The sequence below is a fragment of the Lactobacillus sp. M44 genome (assembly GCF_058130005.1).
The window spans coordinates 724,227-746,800 of record NZ_CM176707.1; the positions used below are offsets into that span (position 1 = coordinate 724,227).

Here is a 22,574-nt window from a genome sequence, read left to right on the forward strand (position 1 = left end):
AATGGATTGTTTAACACTAAAAAAGACCCAGCCTCAAGTAAAAACTGAAAAGTTATCTCATAAACCAAAACAAATTGGCATCATGGGCGGAACTTTTAATCCAGTGCATATTGCCCATTTAGTTGCAGCGCAGCAAGCATTGACTAAGTTGCGATTAGATGAGGTGTGGTTTATCCCAGATAATATTCCACCCCATAAAAAAGTCGAAAAGCCAATTTCTTCAAAAGATCGCGCAACCATGTTAGAATTAGCAACCCGTGATAATCCAAAGTTTCATGTAAAATTGTTAGAATTGTTTCGTGGTGGAGTCTCATATACAATTGATACTGTAAGATATCTAAAAAAAGTCGCACCTCAAAATAATTATTATTTAATTATGGGAAGTGACCAGGTCAACAGCTTTGATACTTGGAAAGAAGCTGATAACTTAGCTAAATTAGTTACACTAGTTGGCATTAGAAGACCAGGTTATCCTCAAGAGCCTAAGTACTCAATGATCTGGGTAGATGCACCAGACATTAGATTAAGCTCAACTGCGATTAGACGCAGCGTGGCAACTGGAACTTCAATTAGATATCTTGTACCAGAAAGTGTCAGAAAATATATTATTGAAAAGGGGCTTTACCTTGACTGATTTATTTTTTGAAAAAACCTATTCACCATATTCTAGTGAAGAAATTATTGAAAAAGAAAAAAATAATATGGATGATTATCGATTCCAACACTGTATTAGGGTAAGTGAAACTAGTAAAAGACTGGCCAAGCTTTATCATTATGATGAAGATAAAGCAGCAATTGCTGGATTTGTGCATGATTATGCAAAACAAGAGTCAGTAGCTGAATTTATTAAAGCAATCAAAACACAAGGGTTTGATCAAGACTTATTAAATTGGAATCCAGCTATTTGGCATGGAATTGTTGGGACTTATTTTATTAAACGTGATTTAAAAATTGATGACCCAGAAATCTTGCAAGCAGTTAATCGCCACACTACTGGGGATGTAGAAATGAGTTTGCTTGATAAGATTGTATTTACTGCTGACTTTATTGAACCTGGTAGAAAGTTCGATGGAGTGCAAAAAGCACGTGAATTAGCTGAAGTTGATTTGGATCAAGCGGTTGGGTATCAATTAAGTGAAACTTTGAAATTAAACATAGACAAACAAAATAGAATATATCCACGCAGTGTCGCAGCATATAATGTGTGGAGTGTTAAATAAGGAGAAATAAATTTGAACAGTAAAGAACTATTAGATATTGTTGCAAAGGCAATTAGCGACCGTCATGGTGAAAACACTAAAGCATATGATATGCGTGGAATCAGTATTTTAGCTGATTATTATGTAGTTACTAGTGCAGGATCTAGCAGACAATTACACGCAATTGTTAATAGCATTTTAGATGCCGTAAGACAAAAAGGCTATGACAACTATCGTGTTGAAGGTAATAGAAATTCTAATTGGCTATTGGTTGACTTAGGTGATGTAGTTGTTAATATCTTCACTGATGAAGGTAGAGACTTTTATGGATTGGAAAGCCTATGGTCAAATGGTAAAGAAGTAGAATTAATAGACGACTAAAAAATGAGTGTTGTAGGAATTATTGCAGAATATAACCCATTTCATAGTGGACATGAGTTTTTATTAAATCAAGCACGACTAACAGCAAAGACTGATCCAATTATTGTCTTAATGTCTGGAAATTATGTCCAACGCGGTGAAATGGCAATTATGGACAAATGGTCAAGAGCTAAAGCTGCTTTATTATCTGGAGCTGATTTAGTATTTGAATTACCTTTTTCATATGCAGTGCAGCCAGCAGATATCTTTGCAAGAGGTAGTATTGAGATCTTATCGCAATTAGGAGTTAAGGACTTAGTTTTTGGAGTAGAAAATGCTAACTTGAACTTTAATTATCTGGGTAAGCGCATTGCTCAGATTCCTAAGGGACACATGAATTTTAGAGATTATTCAAAGACTTATTCTACTCAATATAACCAAATGGTAGCTAGAGAAATCGGCCATGAAATCAATGAACCAAATTCTATCTTGGCACTAGCTTACGCAGTAGCTAATGCCAATTTAAATAATCCTATTGACTTGCATCCAATTACTCGGATTGGAGCGGATCATGATGGATTATTAGCTAGAGAAAAAATAGTCCAAAGTGCCAGTGCAATTAGAAACTATATTTTAAATGGTGAAGATTTAAATGAATTGGGAAAATGGCTCCCTAAAGGAGAAGCCAATATTTTAATTCAACAAAAAAAATACCCTAATTGGGAAATGTTGTATCCATTTTTGAAATATCGAATCGAATCTGCAGAAATTAGCCAATTAAAAACTATCTATCAAATGAGTGAAGGCTTAGAATACAAAATGAAAGAAGAAATTCATCTGAGCCGTGATTTCACTGAGTTTTTAAGACAAATCAAATCAAAGCGTTATACTTATTCACGCTTAAGACGTTTAGCGTTGTATACTTTGCTTAATGTCTCTGATGAGGCGATGATGAATAGTTATGATAAGACTCAAACATTGCTTTTAGGTTATAGTAAATTAGGTCGCAAATATTTAAAGCAAATGCGAAAAGATTTTGCAGTAGATATTATTTCAAAAGTCGACCATAAAAATGCGGAAGTTGGTACCTTGGCACTGCAAGTAAAAGTAGATAGATTATTCGAGCAAATTATGGGAGTCGACCAAAATTTTGGTCGCAAGCCAATAGAGGTTTAAAAATGTTAACAGTTAGTTTTTCACAAGTTAAGTACAACCAAGCTCCTCTAAAAAAAATTGATGAAGATGTAGAGTTGCGTCCGGAGTTTTTTGAACGAGGAAAAGAATTAGTAATTGAAGTAAATAATGTTCATGCTAAAGGTCAATTATTTTATCAAGAACCATATGTGATTGGCGACTTTGATGTAGAAGCTGATGTGGTTGCTCCATCTAGTAGGAGTTTAAAGCCAGTGAAACTACATGAGAAGTTTCATTTTACTGAAAGTTATTCATTAAAAGAGCCAACTCAACAAGAATTAGATGATAATGGTGGGATGATTGTCAAAGTCAGAAATGATGAAATCAACGTACAGACAGCAATTGAAGATAATATTTTGCTTCATATTCCAACTACTTTATTAACTGATAATGAAAATAAAGGTGAATTTCCAAAAGGCCAAGGCTGGAGCGTTATTTCAGAAGATAAGTATGAGAAAATGCAAAGCAAAAAAACAAACCCTGCCTTTGCTAGTTTGAAGAGTTTGTTATCAGATAAAGATAAAAACTAAATAAGATTTACAACATATTTTACAAAAAGGTGAAATATGTTTTTTAATGCAATTTTTTTGTTATGAGTCAATGGTGGTGTATGTGCTTACTTGCATATTATTTCTATGATTTGGTGTTTTTTAATGCGTTATAAGAATCAAATCATCTTAACATAAGTTCGTTATATAACTATCAAGTATCTAGAAAAAATTATATTTGTCCTATATAATGTAAGAGATTCTGAGTTACACATAAGAGGGTAAAATATGGCAGAAGAAAAACAAGAACAAAAAGTTCACCATCATCATCATCGACATCACAGACGGTTTTGGAAGATCTTTTGGAGCGTTATAGGTGTTATTATAATTGCTGGTGTTTTTGCATGTGGGATGATCTATAAAAACTTGCGTGATACAGCGACTAATATGTACACGCCTGTTGCAAAAAATGATAACAGTCGTGATTTAAATCAGTTATTAAAACAAAAAAAGCCAATTAATATTTTGTTATTAGGAACTGATACTGGTGCGATGGGACGCAGCTGGAAGGGTAGAACTGACACCATTATGATGATGTCAATCAATCCTTCAAAGCAAACTACTGATGTGATTTCAATTCCTCGTGATTCAAATGCAATTTTTCCAGATTATAAGCAATATGGAGTAGCTAAAATTAACTCAGCTTATACATTAGGTGGAGCTGGTGAAACAATTAAGACACTAGATAAATATTATAGCGTTCCAATTGATGGTTACATCTTAATTAATATGGGCGGATTGCAAAAGGCCATTGACCAAGTTGGCGGAATTGAGGTTGAATCACCATTAACATTTAATAATATGGGTTATCATTTTGTAAAAGACCATAGCTACCACATGAATGGCAAAAAGGCTCTCGCGTTTGCACAGTTGCGCCATGGCGATCCAGAACAAGATTATGGTCGACAAGAGCGTGATCGAAGAATTGTGATGGCATTACTTAAAAAGTCCATATCACCTGCAGCATTAGTCAATACTAAGTTTTTAAAGTCAATCTCTGATGAAATGCAGACTGATTTAACTATGAAGCAGATGTTCACAATTGGTAAAGATTATCGTCATGCGACAAGTAATGTCGAACTAGATCATGCGCAAGGAGTAAGCAGTCAAACAAATAACCCAAGATTCGGTCAAATGGAGATTGAAGTTATTAGCCAATCAGAACGCCAACGCGTATCTAATAAATTGCGTAATAATCTTGACTTGCCAAATAAGACAGTTGCTAAAGATGAAGCTAGCTACATTATGAATAAGGGTTAAATGAATGGAAAAACAAGAAAATAACACCAACACAATTGACTTAACTCAATTGCTTGAAATTTGTCGTAAGCATCTTTGGGCTTTGATTATCTGGAGCATTGGATTAGCTGCATTAGGTTGGGGAATAGCTAATTTTTTGATTACGCCTAAGTTCACTGCTACCGCACAGATCTTAGTTAATCAAAAAAATGCTAAAGATGATCCAAATGCCGCTTATGCCACACAGCAAGCTAACATGCAGTTAGTTACTACTTATAAAGATATCATCACAAGTCATGTGATCTTGCAAGAAGCATCTAATCGCTTAGCTAATCCAACTAGAGTTGTACAAAAAGCCACTAAAGCAAAATATCGGGTTAATGCAGATGGCACTAAAGTATTAATTAAAAAAGCACAACCTGCAGTTGTTGAGCGTTATGGTAAAGCTTATAGCATTTCAACCAATCAATTAGCTAAAAGTATTAAAGTTGCAACTCAGCAGCAATCACAAGTGTTTACACTAAGTGCTACAGCAGATACACCTGAAAAGGCTAAAGTTGAAGCTAATGCAGTGGCTAAAGTATTCCGTGATAAGATTCCAAGCATCATGAATGTTAACAACGTAACTATTGTCGCACCTGCAACAGATGGTAATCAATCAGCACCGAACGTTAAGTTATTTACAATTGCTGGTTTTGTGATTGGGCTAGTAGCGAGTTTTGCAACAATTTTAATTCACGAAATGTCTGATACCACTGTCCGAGATGATAGTTACTTGACTGATACTCTTGAATTAATTGATTTAGGTCAAATTTCACACTTTAATTTATCTGCATCATTTAATATAAATGATGCAAATAAAGATACTCGCAAGAGACGTAGAGTTTAAGGGGGGATGTAAATGGCTTTATTTAGGAAAAAACATGGCGTTAATGAAACCATGAAAGATGGTGCTAAATTAATTACTGCAGCCAAACCTCAAAGTCTAGTTGCTGAACAATTTAGAACAGTTAGAACTAATATTAACTTCATGGCTGTCGATCACGATATTCATACATTAGCTTTTACTTCTGCTAATATTAGTGAGGGTAAATCAACAGTCACAGCTAATGTGGCAATTACATTTGCCCAAGCTGGGCGCAAGACCTTATTAATTGATGCGGACTTGCGTCGTCCAACATTGCATAGTACCTTTAATGTCAATAATAGTCATGGATTAACAACTGTTTTAACTACTGAGTCTAATGAAATTAGCCTAGATAAGGTGGTTAAAGAAAGTGGAGTTGAGAATTTGTCAATCTTGACATCTGGACCAATCCCACCAAATCCTGCTGAATTAATTGGTTCAAAAAGGATGCAGACTTTTATTGACTTGGTTAAGTCATATTATGATCTAGTTATTATTGACTTAGCGCCAGTATTAGAAGTGTCTGATACACAAGAGCTTGCAAGTCATTTAGATGGAATTGTCTTAGTAGTGCGTCAAGGAGTCACACAAAAGCCCGCTATCAAACGAGCAGTTGAAATGCTTAAGTTTGCTAAAGCTCGCATCTTAGGTTATGTGATGAATGACGTGTATGCAGATAATGCAGGCTATGGGTATGGATACGGTTATGGATATGGCTATAGTAAACAAGATAAGAAGCGAGGCTTTTTCAAGAGGTAATCATGGTTTTAGTTGATATTCATTGCCACATGTTGCCTGGCATTGATGATGGTTCTAAAGACTGGGTGACTTCAATGAAGCTTGCTAAAAGTGCTGTGAAAAATGGAGTCACTCATGCAGTCGTATCGCCACATACATTAAATGGTAAGTATGTAAATCATAAACAAGATGTTATTAGATTAACTAAGATGTATCAAGATATGATTGATGATGCAAACTTGCCTTTGCAAGTATTTGCAGGGATGGAAGTGCGCTTGTCAGGAGAGTTAATCCAGGCAATAGAAAATGATGATATCCTGTATTGCGATGAAGCTGGGACATATATGTTGCTGGAATTTCCAAGTGATGATGTTCCAACTTATGCAAGAAATACGATCTTTCAAATAATGCAACATGGTATTACGCCAATAATAGTGCATCCAGAACGCAATAATCGTATTTTGAAAGATCCGACAATTTTGCAAGATTTGCTTGAACAGGGTTGTTTAGTCCAGGTTACAGCAAGTTCTTATACAGGGATATTTGGTGATAGTGTCCAAAACTTGTCCAAAAGATTAATTGAAGCTGGACAAGTTGCAACTTTTGCATCAGATGCACATGACTTGCCACAACGGCAATATCAATTAAGCGAAGCATATGATAAGTTGAGTCATGAATTTGGGAGAAAATTGGCTCAAGCTTATCAAGATAATGCTCGCAAGATTATCAATGGTGATCCAGTCCAAATGGAATGGGAACCACTTAGAGATAAGAAAAAGTTTTGGTTGTTTTAATATTGCAGGGGGAGTAAATGAAATGATGCGAAAGTTATCAGTTGGTGATAAGATTTATGTCGATGAATCTAAAATTCATAGACGATATTTCTATCATTTTGTAAAACGCATTTTTGATATCTTTGCAAGTGTGGTTGCATTGATTATTTTATCGCCTTTATTTATATACTTAGCAATTAGAATCAAGCATGATGATAATGGTTCAGTTTTTTATTCTCAAGAGCGAATTGGTCACAACGGCAAAAAATTTAAAATGTGGAAATTTAGATCAATGGTTGTTAATGCTGATAAAATGATTAATCAACTTGCAGACCAAAATGAAGTCGACGGAGCAATGTTCAAGATAAAGAACGATCCAAGAATTACTAAAATTGGTCAAACGATTCGAAAATACAGTTTAGATGAACTACCACAACTATATAATGTATTAATCGGTGATATGTCATTAGTTGGACCAAGACCTCCATTGCCTAGCGAAGTTGATCAATATTCTGATTATGATATGCAAAGATTAGAAGTTATACCTGGTTGCACTGGATTGTGGCAAGTAACTCGCCGAAATGAAGCTGACTTTGATGAAATGGTATGGCTTGATATTATTTATATTAATCATTCAGGTATTTTGGAGGATTTAAAGATAATGTTTAAAACAGTAGGTGTCATAGTGCATCCGAATGGGGCGTATTGAGGAGAACTTTTATGAAAGTTTGTTTAGTTGGATCAAGTGGTGGGCACTTAACACATTTATATATGTTGAGGCCATTTTGGCAAGATAAAGATAGATTTTGGGTAACTTTTGATAAAGAAGATGCTCAAAGTAAACTAAAGAATGAAAAAATGTATGGTTGTTATTATCCAACTAACAGAAATATTAAAAATCTGATTAAAAATACTTTTTTAGCTATTAAAGTACTTCGAAAAGAACGCCCAGATATTATTATTTCAAGTGGTGCTGCGGTAGCAGTTCCTTTTTTCTATATTGGAAAATTATTGGGGGCAAAGACAATTTATATTGAAGTTTTTGATCGATATAATAAGCCAACAATTACTGGAAAATTAGTTTATCCAATAACTGATAAGTTTATTGTGCAGTGGAAAGAAATGAAAAAAGTTTATCCAAAAGCAATTAATTTAGGAAGTATTTTTTAACAGGTGATTTTAGTCAATGATCTTTGTAACAGTTGGAACTCATGAACAACCATTCAATCGGTTAATAAACGAAATTGATGAATTAGTTGCTAATGGTGATATTAAAGAAAAAGTCATAATGCAGACAGGATATAGCACATATACTCCTAAACATTGCGAATATTATAAAATGTTATCTTATGATAATATGCAAAAGTATTTAAAAAAAGCTCGAATTGTAATCACTCATGGTGGACCTTCAAGCTTTATTGAAGCATTACAATTTGGAAAAGTACCTATTGTTATACCACGACAAGAAAAATATCATGAGCATGTGAATGATCATCAATTAGATTTTGTTAGATTAATAGCAAAAAGAATGAATAATATTATTCCTGTTTATAGTATGGATAATCTTTTAAGGTCTATTAATAATTATGATCAAATTGTTAAAAATAAAAATAGCGGTGAAAATAGCAATAATAGGCAGTTTAATGAAAAATTAGAGATTATAGTAGAGAATTTGGTTAATTAAATATGAAAATACTTGAAGTATGTACTGTTGCCTTTTCTTTGACTGGAATACCAATTCATATCAGAAATTATTATAATGAGTTAAAAAAAGACAACCGCATAGATATTGTTTCTTCGAATTTTGATAAAAAAATATTATCAACCATGCCTTTAGAAAATGGAACAACGCTGTATGTACTGAATCGAAAGAAAAATCCATTAAATTATATGATTCAATTGCGTAGATTGATAAAAAACAACCATTATGATGTAGTTCATATTCATGGAAATAGTGCGACTATGTCATTAGAACTTTTTGCATGTAGAAATTTACCTGTTTTGACAGTCGTTCATACACACAGTATAAAGTACAAAGCAGTACATTTAAATAAAATATTGAAACCATATCTTATTAAAAATGCTGATTTATGCTTTGCTGCTAGTCATAAAGCAGGAATAAAGTTATATGGTAAAAGACCTTATAAAGTAATTATTAATGGTATAAAAATCGAAAAGTTTTATTACAATGTTGATGAAAGAAAAAAGATTAGAGAAAAATATAGTATACGTAATGACGAAATTTTGCTTGGGAATATTGGAACTTTTAATTTACCCAAAAATCATGCATTTTTATTGACCTTGGCCAAGAAATTACCAGCAAATTATAAATTTATGCTATTGGGCGGAGGGGACAGAAAGGAATTTGAAAAAAAAGTAAAAAATGAAAGGCTATTACACCGATTCATTATTCTTTCTCCAGTGAATGATGTGTATAAATTCTATTCAGCGTTTGATATGTTTTTATTTCCTTCAAAGTGGGAAGGATTAGGAATGGCCGCGGTAGAAGCACAAGTATCTGGATTAAAATGTATAGTATCAAATAAGGTACCACATGAGGTTAGAATAACAGATACTATAGAATTTTTATCTATAAAAAATGCTGATTTATGGTTAAAAAGTATTATTAATTATGATACGAGTAAGTCAGCTTTAAGTCGAACGAGTGAATATTCTCAACTTTACGATATCAAAAATTGCTCAGTACAAGTAAAAAAAATATATAAAAAGGCTTTAATGGAAAAGTATGAAATTAAACATAAAAAAAGGATTTAAATGGAGATTTAAGTATTTAAGACTTTTTTGCTAAAAGTAAAATTTCGTAATAGATTAACAATTAAAATAAATAAAAATGACCATCTACCATTTATTTCTTGGAAAAGTAAAATAGCTATTTCAAAAAATGCAAAAATTATTTAGAAAGTGGAATACGATATTAGTCCATATGGTCAACTGCAAGCTATAAGAGATGTAAGCATATATGTCAAAAAATGCATATGTAGGAGCTCCAGCACAATTAGTGAGGAAATTAGATAATGATTGATGTATCTATTATTATTCCAGTTTATAATAGTGAAAGATATTTAGAAGAATGTGTCAGAAGTTTAGTTGCACAAACTTTAAAAAGTATAGAAATTATTTTAGTTGATGATGGTTCAACTGATCATAGTATTGAAATTGAAAAGAAATTAGAAAAAGAATTTAATAATGTAGTTATAATTGAACAAATTAATGCTGGACCAGGATGTGCACGTAATAGGGGAATCAAAGAAGCCAAAGGACAATATATATATTTCATTGATTCTGATGACTACTTGGGAAAAAATGAATTAATAACTTTGTTTGACTTTGGGAAAAAGCATAATTTAGATTCTGTTATAGGCGGTTATACTCGAGTAGATACTGAAAAAAACATTCTTTATAGGGAAAGATATAAAAATACTATTTTTAGAAAAGATGAAGTAAAAGAAAAATTGCTTCCTAAAATTATTGGCAGCTCACCACTAGGTCATGATAATATGCGAGTTACTATATGGAATGTACTTTTTAAACGCAAAGTATTGCTAACCTATGATATTTCTTTTTTAGCAATAAAATCTGAGGACACTATTTTTAATATAGATTTTTATACTCATGCTAATATGGTTGGAATAATAGATACCATAGGATATTTTTATCGAGAAAATATTACTTCAATGACTAGTAGTACATATAAGCAGAATTTATTTATAGATAGTAAAGCTAGCTATTTGGTACAAAAAAAGAAATTAAAATCAGCTAACATATTCGAGAAAAATAGAGATCGGCTTTCTCGTCAATTTTTTATTGATGTTCGAGAAAGTTTGCTGAGAGAATTACCAATGATTTCTCATAAAAGTAAAACACAAGCCCTACAGGCAATGAAAGAAATTATATCAGATCCTTTACTTATGTCTATATTAGAAATCTATCCAATTAATAAACTAGAATTGGAACAAAAGCTCTTTCTGAAGATTATAAAAAATGGAAATGAATGGATAGTTTATTATTTGATAAAGATGTATAGGATGAAACAATTACATAAAAATGGAAAATAAAAATAATTTTTTATCACCCAAATTGGCATATATATATATAGGATTGATAACCATATACTATATGCTAAGCATATCACAAATAACAGAGAAATATAGTTTAAATATTAATGTTGTGGTATATATTGCTATTATATTTTTTTGCTTGTATTTGTTAACTAAAAAAAGTACTTTAAAAGATATAGGCTTGAATTTGTTGTTAATATCTATAGGCGGAATTTCTTTTTTTGTAACAAAACAGGCTACTATTCTTCTATCAATAACTCAAGTTATTTGTTGTTTTGATCTTGATTTGCACAAATTGGCTAAATTAATGATTTTAATAGAAGTTTTTTTTCTTTTGGTTAATTTTATTTTATCTGCGTCGGGAGTTGTTTCTAGTGAATCAATTCAATATCAACGATCATTTTCAATTTTAGGTGAAGGATTAATTAGTAGAAACGCTCTTGGCTTTTCTCATTATAATAATTTAGGAATAGTAGGATTTGAAATTACCACATTGTATTTATTTTTTTATAAAGGCATCAATAAAGTAAATCTTTTTACTTATGTCAAAACTATAGCATTTATGGGAACTATATATTTTGTCTCTGGAGATAGAACGGCATTTTTATCTTTTCTCTTTCTTTTATTATTTATATTGCTATCTCATTTTAATTATGTAAAAGTTCATCTATGGTTATTAGCTGATTTTTGTTTACTATTATTTCCTATTTTATGTACATATATTCTTAACAACATTTATATTTATCGTCCTAGTATTTTTGATATCATTAACAAAATATTTCAGACTCGTCCATTTTATGCGATTAGTTATTTAAAAATATATGGGATTAATTTTTGGGGACACATCACAAGCGGTCCATTATATGGGTTATGGGGGGATGCATCACAAGGATTTAACGGTACATTAGATTCTGGATTTGCTAATTTAGTAATAACCTATGGAACAATATTTACAATGATATTTGTAATATCAATGATATTATTAGTAAATAAATTAAACAAGCAAAATAGATATAAATGGATTATTTACATAATTACTATTTGTATTTATGGATTAAGTGAGAATGTATTAACATTTTTTACTTATAATTTAAGTCTGATGTTGATTCCATTAATTTTTCAAGCTAACAGTATGGTGAATAATAATGAACAAGTTTAAAGAAAAATTTATAGCAATGCTATATCAGGGGATAAGAAGAAATAGCGCTAGGTTACAAGTAGCTTCTTTGGAACAAACTATGAAAATTATTTTGAACGATAGAAAATCGGTGTCAAGATTTGGAGATGGAGAATTGAAGTGGATGCTGGGGATTGATCAAGATTCATTTCAAGACAATGATCGAGAGCTTGGAAAGCAATTAGAAAAAGTAATAAAGATAAATAGTAGTTCTTTGTTAGTTTGTATCCCTGAAATATTTAATGGAATGAATCAATTTACTCCAGAAACGAGATTTTTTTGGGAGAAGCATTATATTAGATATAGTAGAAAATGGATAAATTTATTACAAATAAATAGAATGTATTACAATGCTAATATCACACGGCCATATATGGAATATCAAGAAAAAAAGCGTAGTGAATATATTTTTAAATTATGGAAGGCTATCTTTAAAGATAGAAATATTATCATTGCTGAAGGAAAATTTACTAGATTTGGTGTAGGAAATGATTTCCTGCAAGATGCAAAAACTGTACAAAGAATTGTATGTCCCAATAAGAATGCTTTTAAACAAATAGAAAAAATTGAAAGCACTATTATACAAGTTGTTAATTTAACAGAAAGTCCATTAGTTTTAGTTGCATTAGGACCAACAGCTTCTATATTAGCAGCTAAGCTTTCAGTAAAGAATATACAAACAATTGATATTGGACATGCTGATATAGAATATGAGTGGTTTTTGAAAAAAGCAAATAAAAAAATCTCTGTAAAAAATAAATTTGTTAATGAAGCTGGAGATAATCTCAAAGATTTTAAAGAAATAAATAATTCGACATATAATAATGAAATAATTAGAGAAATTGACTAAGATGAAAGACTTAACAATTATAGTACCTGTTTATAATGTAAGTAAATATTTGAATGATTGTTTAAATTCGTTAACTTATGGGATAACTAAAGAAATTAGTGAAAAAGTTGAAATCATAATTATTAATGATGGTTCAACTGACGATAGCTTAAAAATATGTCAAAAATATGCATCAAAGTTTTCAGTTATACGTTTAATAAATAAAAAAAATGAAGGGATCGCTACTACTAGAAATAAAGGTATAGAACTGGCAAAGGGAAAATACATATCTTTTATTGATTCAGATGATATAGTTACAACGGATTATTTAAGTACCATTTTGAAAATAATTAATATGATAGACTTTGATCTTTTAACGTTTGAATATAAAACTTTTGTAAATAATGAAAGCCAAAAACAAGTTAGTTATATAAAAAAACAAGAATACATAAAAAGAGTAAAAAAAGTAGAGATAATAGATAGTCTAACGATCGATAAAGTTGGCAGCTTTGCATGGAATAAAATTTATAAAAAGAAACTATTTACTAAAGTAAGATATCCAAAAGATAGGTACTTTGAAGATGTTTCTACTACTTATAAGTTAGTAGATAATGCAACGATTTTTTATGAATTAGATAAAGTGCTTTATTATTATAGACAACGCGTAGGTAGTATTTTACATCAATCAAGGTTAGATAAAAAATTAAATATATGGGGCGATGCAATTCTTGCACGATATGAACTTTTTGTTTTTTTAGAACATAATGGTAGCTATAGTGCTCAAAAAAACAACAATAAGTATTTATTTCAAGATTGTATAAGTCTGATAAAAGCTGTTTATAGTAGTCAAGGAAACAAAGACTACCTGAGTTACTTACAATTTTTAAATAAATTTAAGTTTTCTGTAAAAAGGGATGGAATCAAACATACGTTATTTATGAAAATTTATTTGCGATTTCCCCAATGTTTTAAAATATTATATATGGTAAAAAATAAATGAATTTTTTTAATCAAAAATATAGACGATTAATGGGTCGTCTTCTTCGTTTTAATATTAAAGTTATGGATGCAGCTCAAACTGTTGAAGCAATTATACAAAATAATGTATCAGTCATCAGATTAGGAGATGGTGAATTCGATATTATCAGGGGAGAAAGTATACCATATCAAAATTATAATCAGCGATTAAGTAAAGATTTGAAAAATATTGCTCTAAAAGGTTCTGAAAATGACTTATTAGTATGTTTGCCAGACGTTTTTTTTGCTATGAATAGATATACTAAAGAAAGTAGAAGTTTCTTTTATGACCAATTCTTTTATCAAAATCGAAAAATTTTACGAAAAATAAGTAAAACTAATAATATTTATGGCTCAACATTTCTTTCTCGGCCATACATTGATTTAGAAGACAAAAGTAAATCAGGACTGTATTTTAAGCAATTAAAAAATATTTGGAATGATAAAAATATTTTAATTGTAGAAGGAAATCTTACTAGATCTGGTGAGGGTAATGATTTGTATAAAAATGCAAATCAAGTTAAAAGGATCATTTGTCCTTCAAAAAATGCATTTAGATACATTAGAGATATTGAAGCATCTATTAAAAAATATGAAAAGAATTCATTAGTTTTGTTGATGCTGGGTCCGACAGCCAAAATAATTGTAAACGATTTAAGAAATGAAGGGATTCAATTGATAGATTTGGGACATATAGATACAGAGTATGAATGGTTCAAAATGAAAGCAAAAACAAAAGTTAAAATCCCATATAAACATACTGCAGAATTTAATGAGGATAAAGATATCAAGCTTAGATCAAATATTCAATTTGAAAATGAGATTGTTGATGTTATAAAAAGTAATGGCGAAGAATAGAATTGTGATAAAAAAAGAGAGAACTATTATATCTGTTATAGTTCCTGTTTATAATGTGGAAAAATGGTTACCAAGGTGTATTCAAAGTATATTAATTCAAAGCTTTACTGATTTTGAATTGTTATTAATTGATGATGGCTCTATTGATGCTAGTTCAACGATTTGCGATGAATTTTCAAAAAAAGATAATAGAATAAATGTATACCATAAAATAAATGGTGGGTTATCAGATGCAAGAAATTTTGGCATTAATAAATCTAAGGGTGAATATATCGTTTTTATTGATGGTGATGATTATGTAGAATCAGATTATTTAGAAAAGTTGTACAATAAGATTTCTAAAAACAATTCAGACTTAGTTATTTGTGGATATCAGAAAGTTGATGAAGATGGAAATATTTTATCAATAGATAATTTACATATTTCTCAGGATTATAAAAATGTATCTGGAAAGTTTATATTACCATATATATACAAAAAAAATGGTGTTGTATTGGTAGTGGCATGGAATAAAATTTATAAAAAAAGTGTGTTTAGAAATAATAAATTTGAAAAAGGAAGATATTTTGAGGATGAGTATTTCATAGTAAATTTACTTTGGGATACGGAAAAAATTTCTTTTATATTTGAACCATTATATAATTATGTACAAAGACCAGGTAGCATAATGCAACAATCATATTCGATTAAAAAAATTAAGGATGTAGATGAGTATAAGGTTAGGCGAATAAATTTCTTTAAAAAAAGAGATAATAAATTATATTATATGGCTGTACAAGATTACAAAAATTGGATTATTTGGGTAACTTTTATCAAAAAATTAGCAAAAAAATCTCCTGTATATATCTATCTTCAATCTCAATTTAGAAAGTATGCAAAAATAAATTCATCTCAAAGTCTTAAAGGAAAATTCAAAGATATTATTGGATTTATTGATATAAGATTAATAGGGAAAATAAAAAGAATAATTAATTAATATCAAGGGGATATTCATGAAACATAAATCATTAGCTCTCAATGCTTTTCTGAGTAGTCTTCGAAGCATTTTAAGTATTTTGTTTCCACTTATTACATTTCCATATGTTTCTAGAAAACTAACAGTGGAGGGAATGGGTATTTATAATTTTTCTAACTCCATTGTTAGTTATTTTTTATTGATTGCGGCTTTAGGAATTGGTACTTATGCTGTAAGAGAGGGCGCAATATATAGAAGTAATAAAGTGAAAATCACTCAATTTGCTAGTGAAGTATTTACTATTAATATTTTTTCAACTGTAATTGCATACTTACTATTATTTTTATGTTTGATTCTTTTTTCAAAACTTCATAGTTACTTACTGTGTATATTGATATTTAGTCTTCAGATATTTTTTACTACCATTGGAACTGAATGGATATACCAAATTTACGAAGATTATAGTTATATAACTATACGTAGTATTATATTTCAGATAATTTCTATTATTTTATTATTTATCTTTGTAAGAGGATCACATGATTATCTTAATTATGCAGCTATTACTGTATTTTCTAGTGTAGGCGCAAATGTATTAAACTTTCTTCATGCTCGTAAGTACTGTCATATTCATTTAGTTTTTCATTTTGAGTGGAAACATCATTTGGTACCTATTTTTATTTTATTTGCGGCTAGTGTTGCTAATATGATTTATGTTTATTCAGATATTACTTTATTAGGGTTAATGAAGGATAATTATATAGTAGGTATATATTCTGTTTCTTCTAAAGTTTATCAAATTGTAAAAACAGTAATTTCTGCTTTATTGATTGTAACGGTACCTAGATTAGCAATGTTATTTGGAAATAAACGGATGAAAGAATATAATAATATACTTTCAAAATTGACTAATACATTAGTAATTTTGGCATTACCAGCTTCTGTTGGTTTGTTCATGTTAGCTAAAGAAGTTGTATTGATAATATCTGGTTCAAACTATATTAGATCAACTAATTCACTTAGAATACTATGTTTTGCATATATATTTTCTATTTTGGCATGGATTTTAAGTGATTGTGTATTGATTCCTGCTAAGAGAGAAAAAAACGTATTAATAAGTATGAGCTGTAGTGCTATCTTGAATATTGTTTTTAATATAATTTTGATACCATTTTGGGATGAAAATGCAGCAGCCATCTCAACAGTTTTAGCAGAAATGTGTATATTTATTGTTAATTATCACTATGGAAAAGATATAATGCAAAATATAATCAAATCAAAAAGATTTATGAGAAGTATGGTTACAGCAATTATTGGATGTATTGGAATTGTGATAGTATGCTTGATCTGTAACATGATCTGGTCATCTTTAATTCTCAAAACTACATTTTCTATAATTCTATCAATAATTGTATATTCCTTAGTTTTACTTGTAATGAGAAATGAGATAGCTGTATCTGTAGTTAAGCAAGTCATGAATAGAATAAAAAGATAACTGAATTTTATTTTGAAGGAGTATCTAAATTGAGTATCTAAATTGAAGCAGTTAATAATTTTAGGAAATGGATTTGATCTTTCATGTGGATTAAAAAGTTCATATTCTGATTTTTTCGTAAGCGTCTAAAAACCAGGTATCTAAAAATCAGTCTCTCTTTATGTTTGAAAGACTGATTTTTCTTTTGCTTTTATAGGCCTATTCTGCACCTTTCCTGGATTTGCTTCGCTCATGGTAAATAAACCTATTTAAAATTATTTCAAATTGGGACTTTTTTTATTGTAAAAATAATGCTTAACTAATATTGTTACAATCATTTGCAATAAGAAATGAACACTAATTTGTGTTTTTGCACACTATCATGAAAAATCACCATTTAACCTTTGAAACCGATTACATTAGTATGTATTTTGTAATCAATTAAGAGAGGAAGTATTTATATGAATGATTGGTTAAATATCAAAGATAGAGTTTATATTGTTACAGGTGGATCATCAGGTATTGGTAATGCCATTGTAACTGAATTACTTGCAGAAGGTGCTTATGTTGTTGACGCTGATCTTAATGAACCAAAAGAAAAAAATGAAAGATTAACATTTATGCACACAGATGTGACAAATGAAAAAAATGTTAATCAAACTGTTAAAAACACAGTAGAAAAATTTGGTCATATTGATGGAGTAGTCAATAATGCTGGTATTAACTTACCAAGATTATTAGTTGATGCAAAGGATCCACATGGTCAATACGAATTAACTGAAAATGATTTTGAAAAAATGTTTGCAGTTAATGTTAAGAGTGTTTTCTTAGTATCTCAAGCAGTTGGTAGATACTTAGTTAATAATAAAAAAGGTGTCATTGTTAATATGTCATCAGAAGCTGGATTAGAAGGATCGCAGGGGCAAAGTGCGTATTCTGCAACTAAAGGTGCAATTAATGGATTTACTCGCTCATGGGCAAAAGAAATGGGTAAGTTCAATGTTAGAGTGGTTGGCGTTGCACCTGGAATTATGGAAGCCACAGGATTGAGAACTATTACATATGAATCAGCACTTGCATATACAAGAGATAAAACTGTAGAAGAAATTAGAGCAGGATATAAGAGCAAATCGACAACTCCAATGGGTAGAAGTGGTCACTTATACGAAGTAGCAGATTTAGTATCATATTTATTATCTGATCGTTCTAGTTATATCACAGGCGTTACCATAAATGTAGCAGGTGGTAAATCAAGAGGATAATTAATATGGAGGACTGATCTTGAACAATTATTTGTTTCGTTTATTGAAATTATTTATTGAAAATGGGCCACTTACAGATGTTGAAATAGGCTATTACGAAAATATTTCTAAGCGGACAGTTCATAAAAGAATAGGTGAATTGAATAATATTTTAGATAAGGATGCTCATATTTCTAAAAAAGTTGATGAATATATATTAGAAATTAAAAACTATCACAATCTTATTAGTCTAGAAACTAAGTTTTTAAAAGGTGAATTAAATCTAAATGATCCTGTAAAAAGACAGTCATATATAATTGAATATTTAATTAAGCAACATAGTTATTGTGTTTTAGATGATATTTCAGAGGTAACTAATACTTCTGTTTCCGTGATCTCAAAAGATATTAAAGAAATAAATAAAACTTTGCAGCGATATTTTGGAAAAATTTGCTCTAAAACAGGTCATGGTATAAAAATTAAATTTAATAGTGATTATAATTTATTAATTGCATTACGCAATTGCGTTCTTATATATAAACCTATTGATTTGAATTTTAAAGCAGCTATTCTATCAGAACTTGAAGAATTTAAAATAACTAACCAAACTAAAAATAATATCTTAAATCAAATAAGGACATTAAAATTAGCCAAAGAATATGGATATACATTAAAGTCTTATCCTTCAATGTTTAAGCCACTATGGGATAATGAAATCAAGTTAATAAAAAATCTCCGAACAATTTTTAAACATATGTTATGGAAAAATATGAATAAATATGAAGAATTATTCATATTAGCTCCTCTAAACTTAATATCTAATCCATATTTAAAACAAAATGTAGTTCAACAAGTTCAAAAGGAAAATTATAAAATAATAAAACCTGAGATTGATAAATTATTGAGTTTCGGATTGAATCCAGAGATTATATATGAACGAATGAAGTGGCATATATTGTTTTTGATTAATAGATCAATGTTGGGTATAGATATTGATGAAACATTACCACAAAATGTATCACAAAAATATCCTATTGCATTAGATCTAAGTGAAGCAATATCTAATAATATATTTCATGAGTATCAAATCAAAGTATCTAAAAATGAAGTTAGATATTTAGTTATCTTTTTCGCAATGTTTCTTGAAGATACTAGTAAAAATACTAATAAAATAAAAATTGCTTTTGTCGGAAGAATCAGAGGTTCTATGATGGAATTTATCGAAAATAAATTAATAAAAGTTTTCGATAATGTATCAGTAAAAAGATATAACACGCAAGAAGAACTAAAAAATAGTAATGAATCATATATCCTTGTTTTTTCCGATAAAATGTTTAAATATAATTCAACTCCAGTATTAAATGTTTCAATAGCATTTAGAAGTAATGCCTTATCAACGATTGTGCCAATTTCAATTGTTGAACATATGATTGATGATAAATTATGTACTATGAATGTTTCGCAAGTTGAAGCAAATAATTATTTTGAAGCTGTAGAAAAAATAATAGATTCACAGGTTAATATAGGAGAATTGAATTCTGCTTTTAAAGACAATTGGCTCCAAAGAGAAAAAAACACCAACAATATATTCTCTAATGGTGTAGCAATCCCACATGCTTTAGATTGTTCTAAAAAGGATCGCGTCTTGTTAAGTGTTGGTATTGTACAAAATGATATTGCCTATAAAGGTAGAAAAATTAAATTAATATTTCTAATAGGTATTCCTGAACAACTTAGTCAACAATTAATTGATGTTACATCACATTTATATGATTTGATAGGTATGATTTCTAGAAATAAAGTTTTGTATGAAAATATCATTAATTATGACACCACGAAGCCATTAATTCAAATTACAGAAGGTGTATAAGTAAAATGAACTTACTAATTATTGGAATAATTTTGGCTATTGCCTTTTTAATTCAGAGTATTTTAGGTTATTTACAAATCAAAGATTTTGCTAAAACATTTCATTCTATGAATAAAAATGGAAAAGTCTTGATTGGAAAAAATCCTAAGAAATTGAGAGCAGGTAGCCTTATTCTTTTGAATATCGATGAAAGCGCTAATATATTTGATGCGAAAAAGATGATGGGTATCACCATATTTGCACGTTTTAAAGATTTTTCTGAATTAAGGGGCAAATCACTTCCTGAACTTGCTGCATCACATGATGAATTAATGAAATTTGATACATTAACACGGCAATGTATTCTAAATTCATATAGAAATTATATAAACTTCGAATCTGGCAAAATGAGTAAAATTGATATGGACACAACGACTATTAATTTTCTGTCATTACCAGTTTTTAAAATGTTAATTAATAATACAAAATTTAAAATTTATAATTTTATTAAAAAAAGTAAAAGTAAATCAACAAAAGAAGGTTAGATTAATATGAAATATATTGTAGATTTTGCTTCTGGCTTCATGGGAATATTCCAAACTGGTGGTAAAACATTCATCGGATGGATGAGTTCTATAGTACCAGTAGTGTTACTATTATTAGTTTTGATGAACTCAATTATTGCTCTTGTTGGTGAAAAGCGAATGAATAAGTTTGCTAAAGCCTCGGGCAGTAATCCTGTTATGAGATATATGGTACTTCCATTTATAGCAGCATTTATGTTAGGTAATCCAATGGCTCACTCAATGGGTAAATTTTTACCTGAGTATTACAAGCCAAGTTACTATGCCTCAGTTGCACAGTTTTGTCATACAAGTAATGGTGTGTTCCCTCACATTAATCCAGCTGAATTATTTATTTGGATGGGTATAGCACAAGGTGTTCAAAAGTTAGGTCTCAATACTATGGATTTAGCAGTTAGATATTTGCTAGTTGGATTAGTAATGAATTTCATAGGTGGTTGGGTAACAGACTATACTACAGCTTATGTATCCAAGTCAACTGGTATTGAATTATCAAAGAACTTGAATTTGAAAGTTTAGTTTTGGAGTAAAAATCATGAGTTATAAAAGTGTAAAAGTTGTACATGGTACTGGTGGATATGGTGGACCACTAATTATTGCACCAACAGAAAAGAAAAATAAGATTTTATATGTTACAGGTGGAAATAGACCTGCAATAGTGGATAAAATTGCACAATTAACAGGGATGAAGGCTGTAGATGGCTTTAAAACATCGATCCCAGATGAAGAAATCGCAACTGCAATTGTTGATTGCGGTGGTACTTTAAGATGTGGTATTTATCCAAAAAAAGGAATAAAAACAATTAATGTATTACCAACTGGGAAATCCGGCCCATTGGCTAAATTTATTACTCCCAAATTATATGTTTCAAATGTTGGAGTAGATCAAATTACTGCAACTGATGCTTCAACTACAAGTGATACAGATGTAGAAGCAAAGGCTGAATCTGTTAATAATGAAAATCAAGATGATGCTAAGTTTGATACAAGTAAAACTATTACTCAACAAAATAGTTCTGGTTCATTTATTGCAAAATTAGGTATTGGTGTGGGTAAATTTGTTGCTATCTTTAACCAAGCTGCTAAAGATTCAGTAGAAACTGTGATTCATACTATTATTCCTTTTATGGCATTTGTATCGCTATTAATCGGAATTATTATGGGGTCTGGTATTGGAAAATGGTTTGCTACTATTATGTCACCACTTGCAGGTAATGTATGGGGATTAATGATCTTAGGTTTTGTATGTTCATTACCATTTTTATCACCATTATTAGGACCTGGAGCTGTCATTGGTCAGGTCATTGGTACTTTGATCGGCGTTGAAATTGGTAAAGGTCATATTCCTGCACAATATGCACTACCTGCCTTATTTGCAATTAATACTCAAAACGCTTGTGACTTTATCCCAGTAGGTTTAGGATTAATGCAAGCTGATGCTAAAACTGTTGAAGTTGGGGTAACTTCAGTGTTATATTCTAGATTCTTTAACGGTGTACCTAGAGTATTTGTAGCATGGTTATGTAGTTTTGGATTATATCCTGGAAAGTAAA

At 30.1% G+C, this 22,574-nt stretch carries 25 protein-coding genes; all 25 read left to right on the forward strand.

Going from position 1 to position 22,574, the window contains the following annotated elements:
• Nucleotide 1: 1 nt before the first annotated feature.
• A complete protein-coding gene (locus AC38BG_RS03580; RefSeq protein ID WP_489937795.1) occupies nt 2–634 on the forward strand; it encodes a nicotinate-nucleotide adenylyltransferase in 633 nt (210 codons plus the stop codon).
• On the forward strand, nt 627–1,220 hold the full coding sequence (gene yqeK, locus AC38BG_RS03585; RefSeq protein ID WP_489937796.1) for a bis(5'-nucleosyl)-tetraphosphatase (symmetrical) YqeK: 594 nt from the start codon (nt 627–629) through the stop codon (nt 1,218–1,220). The genes AC38BG_RS03580 and yqeK overlap by 8 nt, the downstream gene beginning before the upstream one ends.
• Before the next feature lie 12 nt (nt 1,221–1,232).
• Nucleotides 1,233–1,580, forward strand: a complete 348-nt coding sequence (gene rsfS, locus AC38BG_RS03590) for a ribosome silencing factor (protein WP_489937797.1) — start codon at nt 1,233–1,235, stop codon at nt 1,578–1,580.
• 3 nt (nt 1,581–1,583) lie between these two features.
• On the forward strand, nt 1,584–2,735 hold the full coding sequence (locus AC38BG_RS03595; RefSeq protein WP_489937798.1) for a nucleotidyltransferase: 1,152 nt from the start codon (nt 1,584–1,586) through the stop codon (nt 2,733–2,735).
• A 2-nt stretch (nt 2,736–2,737) separates the two neighbouring features.
• Nucleotides 2,738–3,283, forward strand: coding sequence for a YceD family protein (locus AC38BG_RS03600; protein ID WP_489937799.1), 546 nt, complete (start codon nt 2,738–2,740; stop codon nt 3,281–3,283).
• Nucleotides 3,284–3,529: 246 nt separating this feature from the next.
• Entirely contained in the window at nt 3,530–4,561 is a 1,032-nt protein-coding gene (locus tag AC38BG_RS03605) for an LCP family protein (protein ID WP_489937800.1), read from the forward strand.
• Nucleotides 4,562–4,565: 4 nt separating this feature from the next.
• The gene (locus AC38BG_RS03610) at nt 4,566–5,429 is read left to right on the forward strand and encodes a YveK family protein (protein WP_489937801.1); all 864 of its coding nucleotides are present in this window, start codon (nt 4,566–4,568) and stop codon (nt 5,427–5,429) included.
• A 12-nt stretch (nt 5,430–5,441) separates the two neighbouring features.
• Nucleotides 5,442–6,206 carry a CpsD/CapB family tyrosine-protein kinase gene (locus AC38BG_RS03615; RefSeq protein ID WP_489937802.1) on the forward strand — a complete coding sequence of 255 codons (765 nt, stop codon included), beginning with the start codon at nt 5,442–5,444 and terminating at the stop codon, nt 6,204–6,206.
• Nucleotides 6,207–6,208: 2 nt separating this feature from the next.
• Nucleotides 6,209–6,979: a tyrosine-protein phosphatase gene (locus AC38BG_RS03620; RefSeq protein ID WP_489937803.1), complete on the forward strand. Its 771-nt coding sequence runs from the start codon at nt 6,209–6,211 to the stop codon at nt 6,977–6,979.
• Nucleotides 6,980–7,001: 22 nt separating this feature from the next.
• On the forward strand, nt 7,002–7,667 hold the full coding sequence (locus tag AC38BG_RS03625) for a sugar transferase (RefSeq protein WP_489937804.1): 666 nt from the start codon (nt 7,002–7,004) through the stop codon (nt 7,665–7,667).
• Nucleotides 7,668–7,678: 11 nt separating this feature from the next.
• Nucleotides 7,679–8,128 carry a PssD/Cps14F family polysaccharide biosynthesis glycosyltransferase gene (gene pssD / locus AC38BG_RS03630; protein WP_489937805.1) on the forward strand — a complete coding sequence of 150 codons (450 nt, stop codon included), beginning with the start codon at nt 7,679–7,681 and terminating at the stop codon, nt 8,126–8,128.
• Nucleotides 8,129–8,144: 16 nt separating this feature from the next.
• On the forward strand, nt 8,145–8,642 hold the full coding sequence (locus AC38BG_RS03635; protein WP_489937806.1) for a glycosyltransferase: 498 nt from the start codon (nt 8,145–8,147) through the stop codon (nt 8,640–8,642).
• A 2-nt stretch (nt 8,643–8,644) separates the two neighbouring features.
• A complete protein-coding gene (locus AC38BG_RS03640; RefSeq protein ID WP_489937807.1) occupies nt 8,645–9,733 on the forward strand; it encodes a glycosyltransferase in 1,089 nt (362 codons plus the stop codon).
• 260 nt (nt 9,734–9,993) lie between these two features.
• Nucleotides 9,994–11,034: a glycosyltransferase family 2 protein gene (locus AC38BG_RS03645; RefSeq protein WP_489937808.1), complete on the forward strand. Its 1,041-nt coding sequence runs from the start codon at nt 9,994–9,996 to the stop codon at nt 11,032–11,034.
• 337 nt (nt 11,035–11,371) lie between these two features.
• A complete protein-coding gene (locus tag AC38BG_RS03650) occupies nt 11,372–12,196 on the forward strand; it encodes a hypothetical protein (protein WP_489937809.1) in 825 nt (274 codons plus the stop codon).
• A complete protein-coding gene (locus AC38BG_RS03655; RefSeq protein WP_489937810.1) occupies nt 12,183–13,064 on the forward strand; it encodes a GT-D fold domain-containing glycosyltransferase in 882 nt (293 codons plus the stop codon). Before AC38BG_RS03650 ends, AC38BG_RS03655 begins: the two co-directional genes overlap by 14 nt.
• 1 nt (nt 13,065) lies before the next feature.
• Complete coding sequence (locus AC38BG_RS03660) at nt 13,066–14,043, forward strand: glycosyltransferase family 2 protein (RefSeq protein WP_489937811.1); 978 nt, start codon at nt 13,066–13,068, stop codon at nt 14,041–14,043.
• Nucleotides 14,040–14,918, forward strand: coding sequence for an SP_1767 family glycosyltransferase (locus AC38BG_RS03665; RefSeq protein ID WP_489936524.1), 879 nt, complete (start codon nt 14,040–14,042; stop codon nt 14,916–14,918). Before AC38BG_RS03660 ends, AC38BG_RS03665 begins: the two co-directional genes overlap by 4 nt.
• A gap of 4 nt (nt 14,919–14,922) precedes the next feature.
• On the forward strand, nt 14,923–15,894 hold the full coding sequence (locus tag AC38BG_RS03670) for a glycosyltransferase family 2 protein (RefSeq protein WP_489936525.1): 972 nt from the start codon (nt 14,923–14,925) through the stop codon (nt 15,892–15,894).
• Between the two features lie 16 nt (nt 15,895–15,910).
• Nucleotides 15,911–17,368, forward strand: coding sequence for a flippase (locus AC38BG_RS03675; RefSeq protein WP_489936526.1), 1,458 nt, complete (start codon nt 15,911–15,913; stop codon nt 17,366–17,368).
• A 440-nt stretch (nt 17,369–17,808) separates the two neighbouring features.
• The gene (locus AC38BG_RS03680) at nt 17,809–18,609 is read left to right on the forward strand and encodes an SDR family oxidoreductase (protein ID WP_489936527.1); all 801 of its coding nucleotides are present in this window, start codon (nt 17,809–17,811) and stop codon (nt 18,607–18,609) included.
• 19 nt (nt 18,610–18,628) lie between these two features.
• Nucleotides 18,629–20,458 carry a PRD domain-containing protein gene (locus AC38BG_RS03685; RefSeq protein ID WP_489936528.1) on the forward strand — a complete coding sequence of 610 codons (1,830 nt, stop codon included), beginning with the start codon at nt 18,629–18,631 and terminating at the stop codon, nt 20,456–20,458.
• Between the two features lie 5 nt (nt 20,459–20,463).
• Complete coding sequence (locus tag AC38BG_RS03690) at nt 20,464–20,982, forward strand: transcriptional regulator GutM (protein WP_489936529.1); 519 nt, start codon at nt 20,464–20,466, stop codon at nt 20,980–20,982.
• A gap of 6 nt (nt 20,983–20,988) precedes the next feature.
• The gene (srlA, locus tag AC38BG_RS03695) at nt 20,989–21,540 is read left to right on the forward strand and encodes a PTS glucitol/sorbitol transporter subunit IIC (protein ID WP_489936530.1); all 552 of its coding nucleotides are present in this window, start codon (nt 20,989–20,991) and stop codon (nt 21,538–21,540) included.
• Between the two features lie 16 nt (nt 21,541–21,556).
• A complete protein-coding gene (srlE, locus tag AC38BG_RS03700) occupies nt 21,557–22,573 on the forward strand; it encodes a PTS glucitol/sorbitol transporter subunit IIB (protein ID WP_489936531.1) in 1,017 nt (338 codons plus the stop codon).
• Nucleotide 22,574 lies beyond the last annotated feature (1 nt).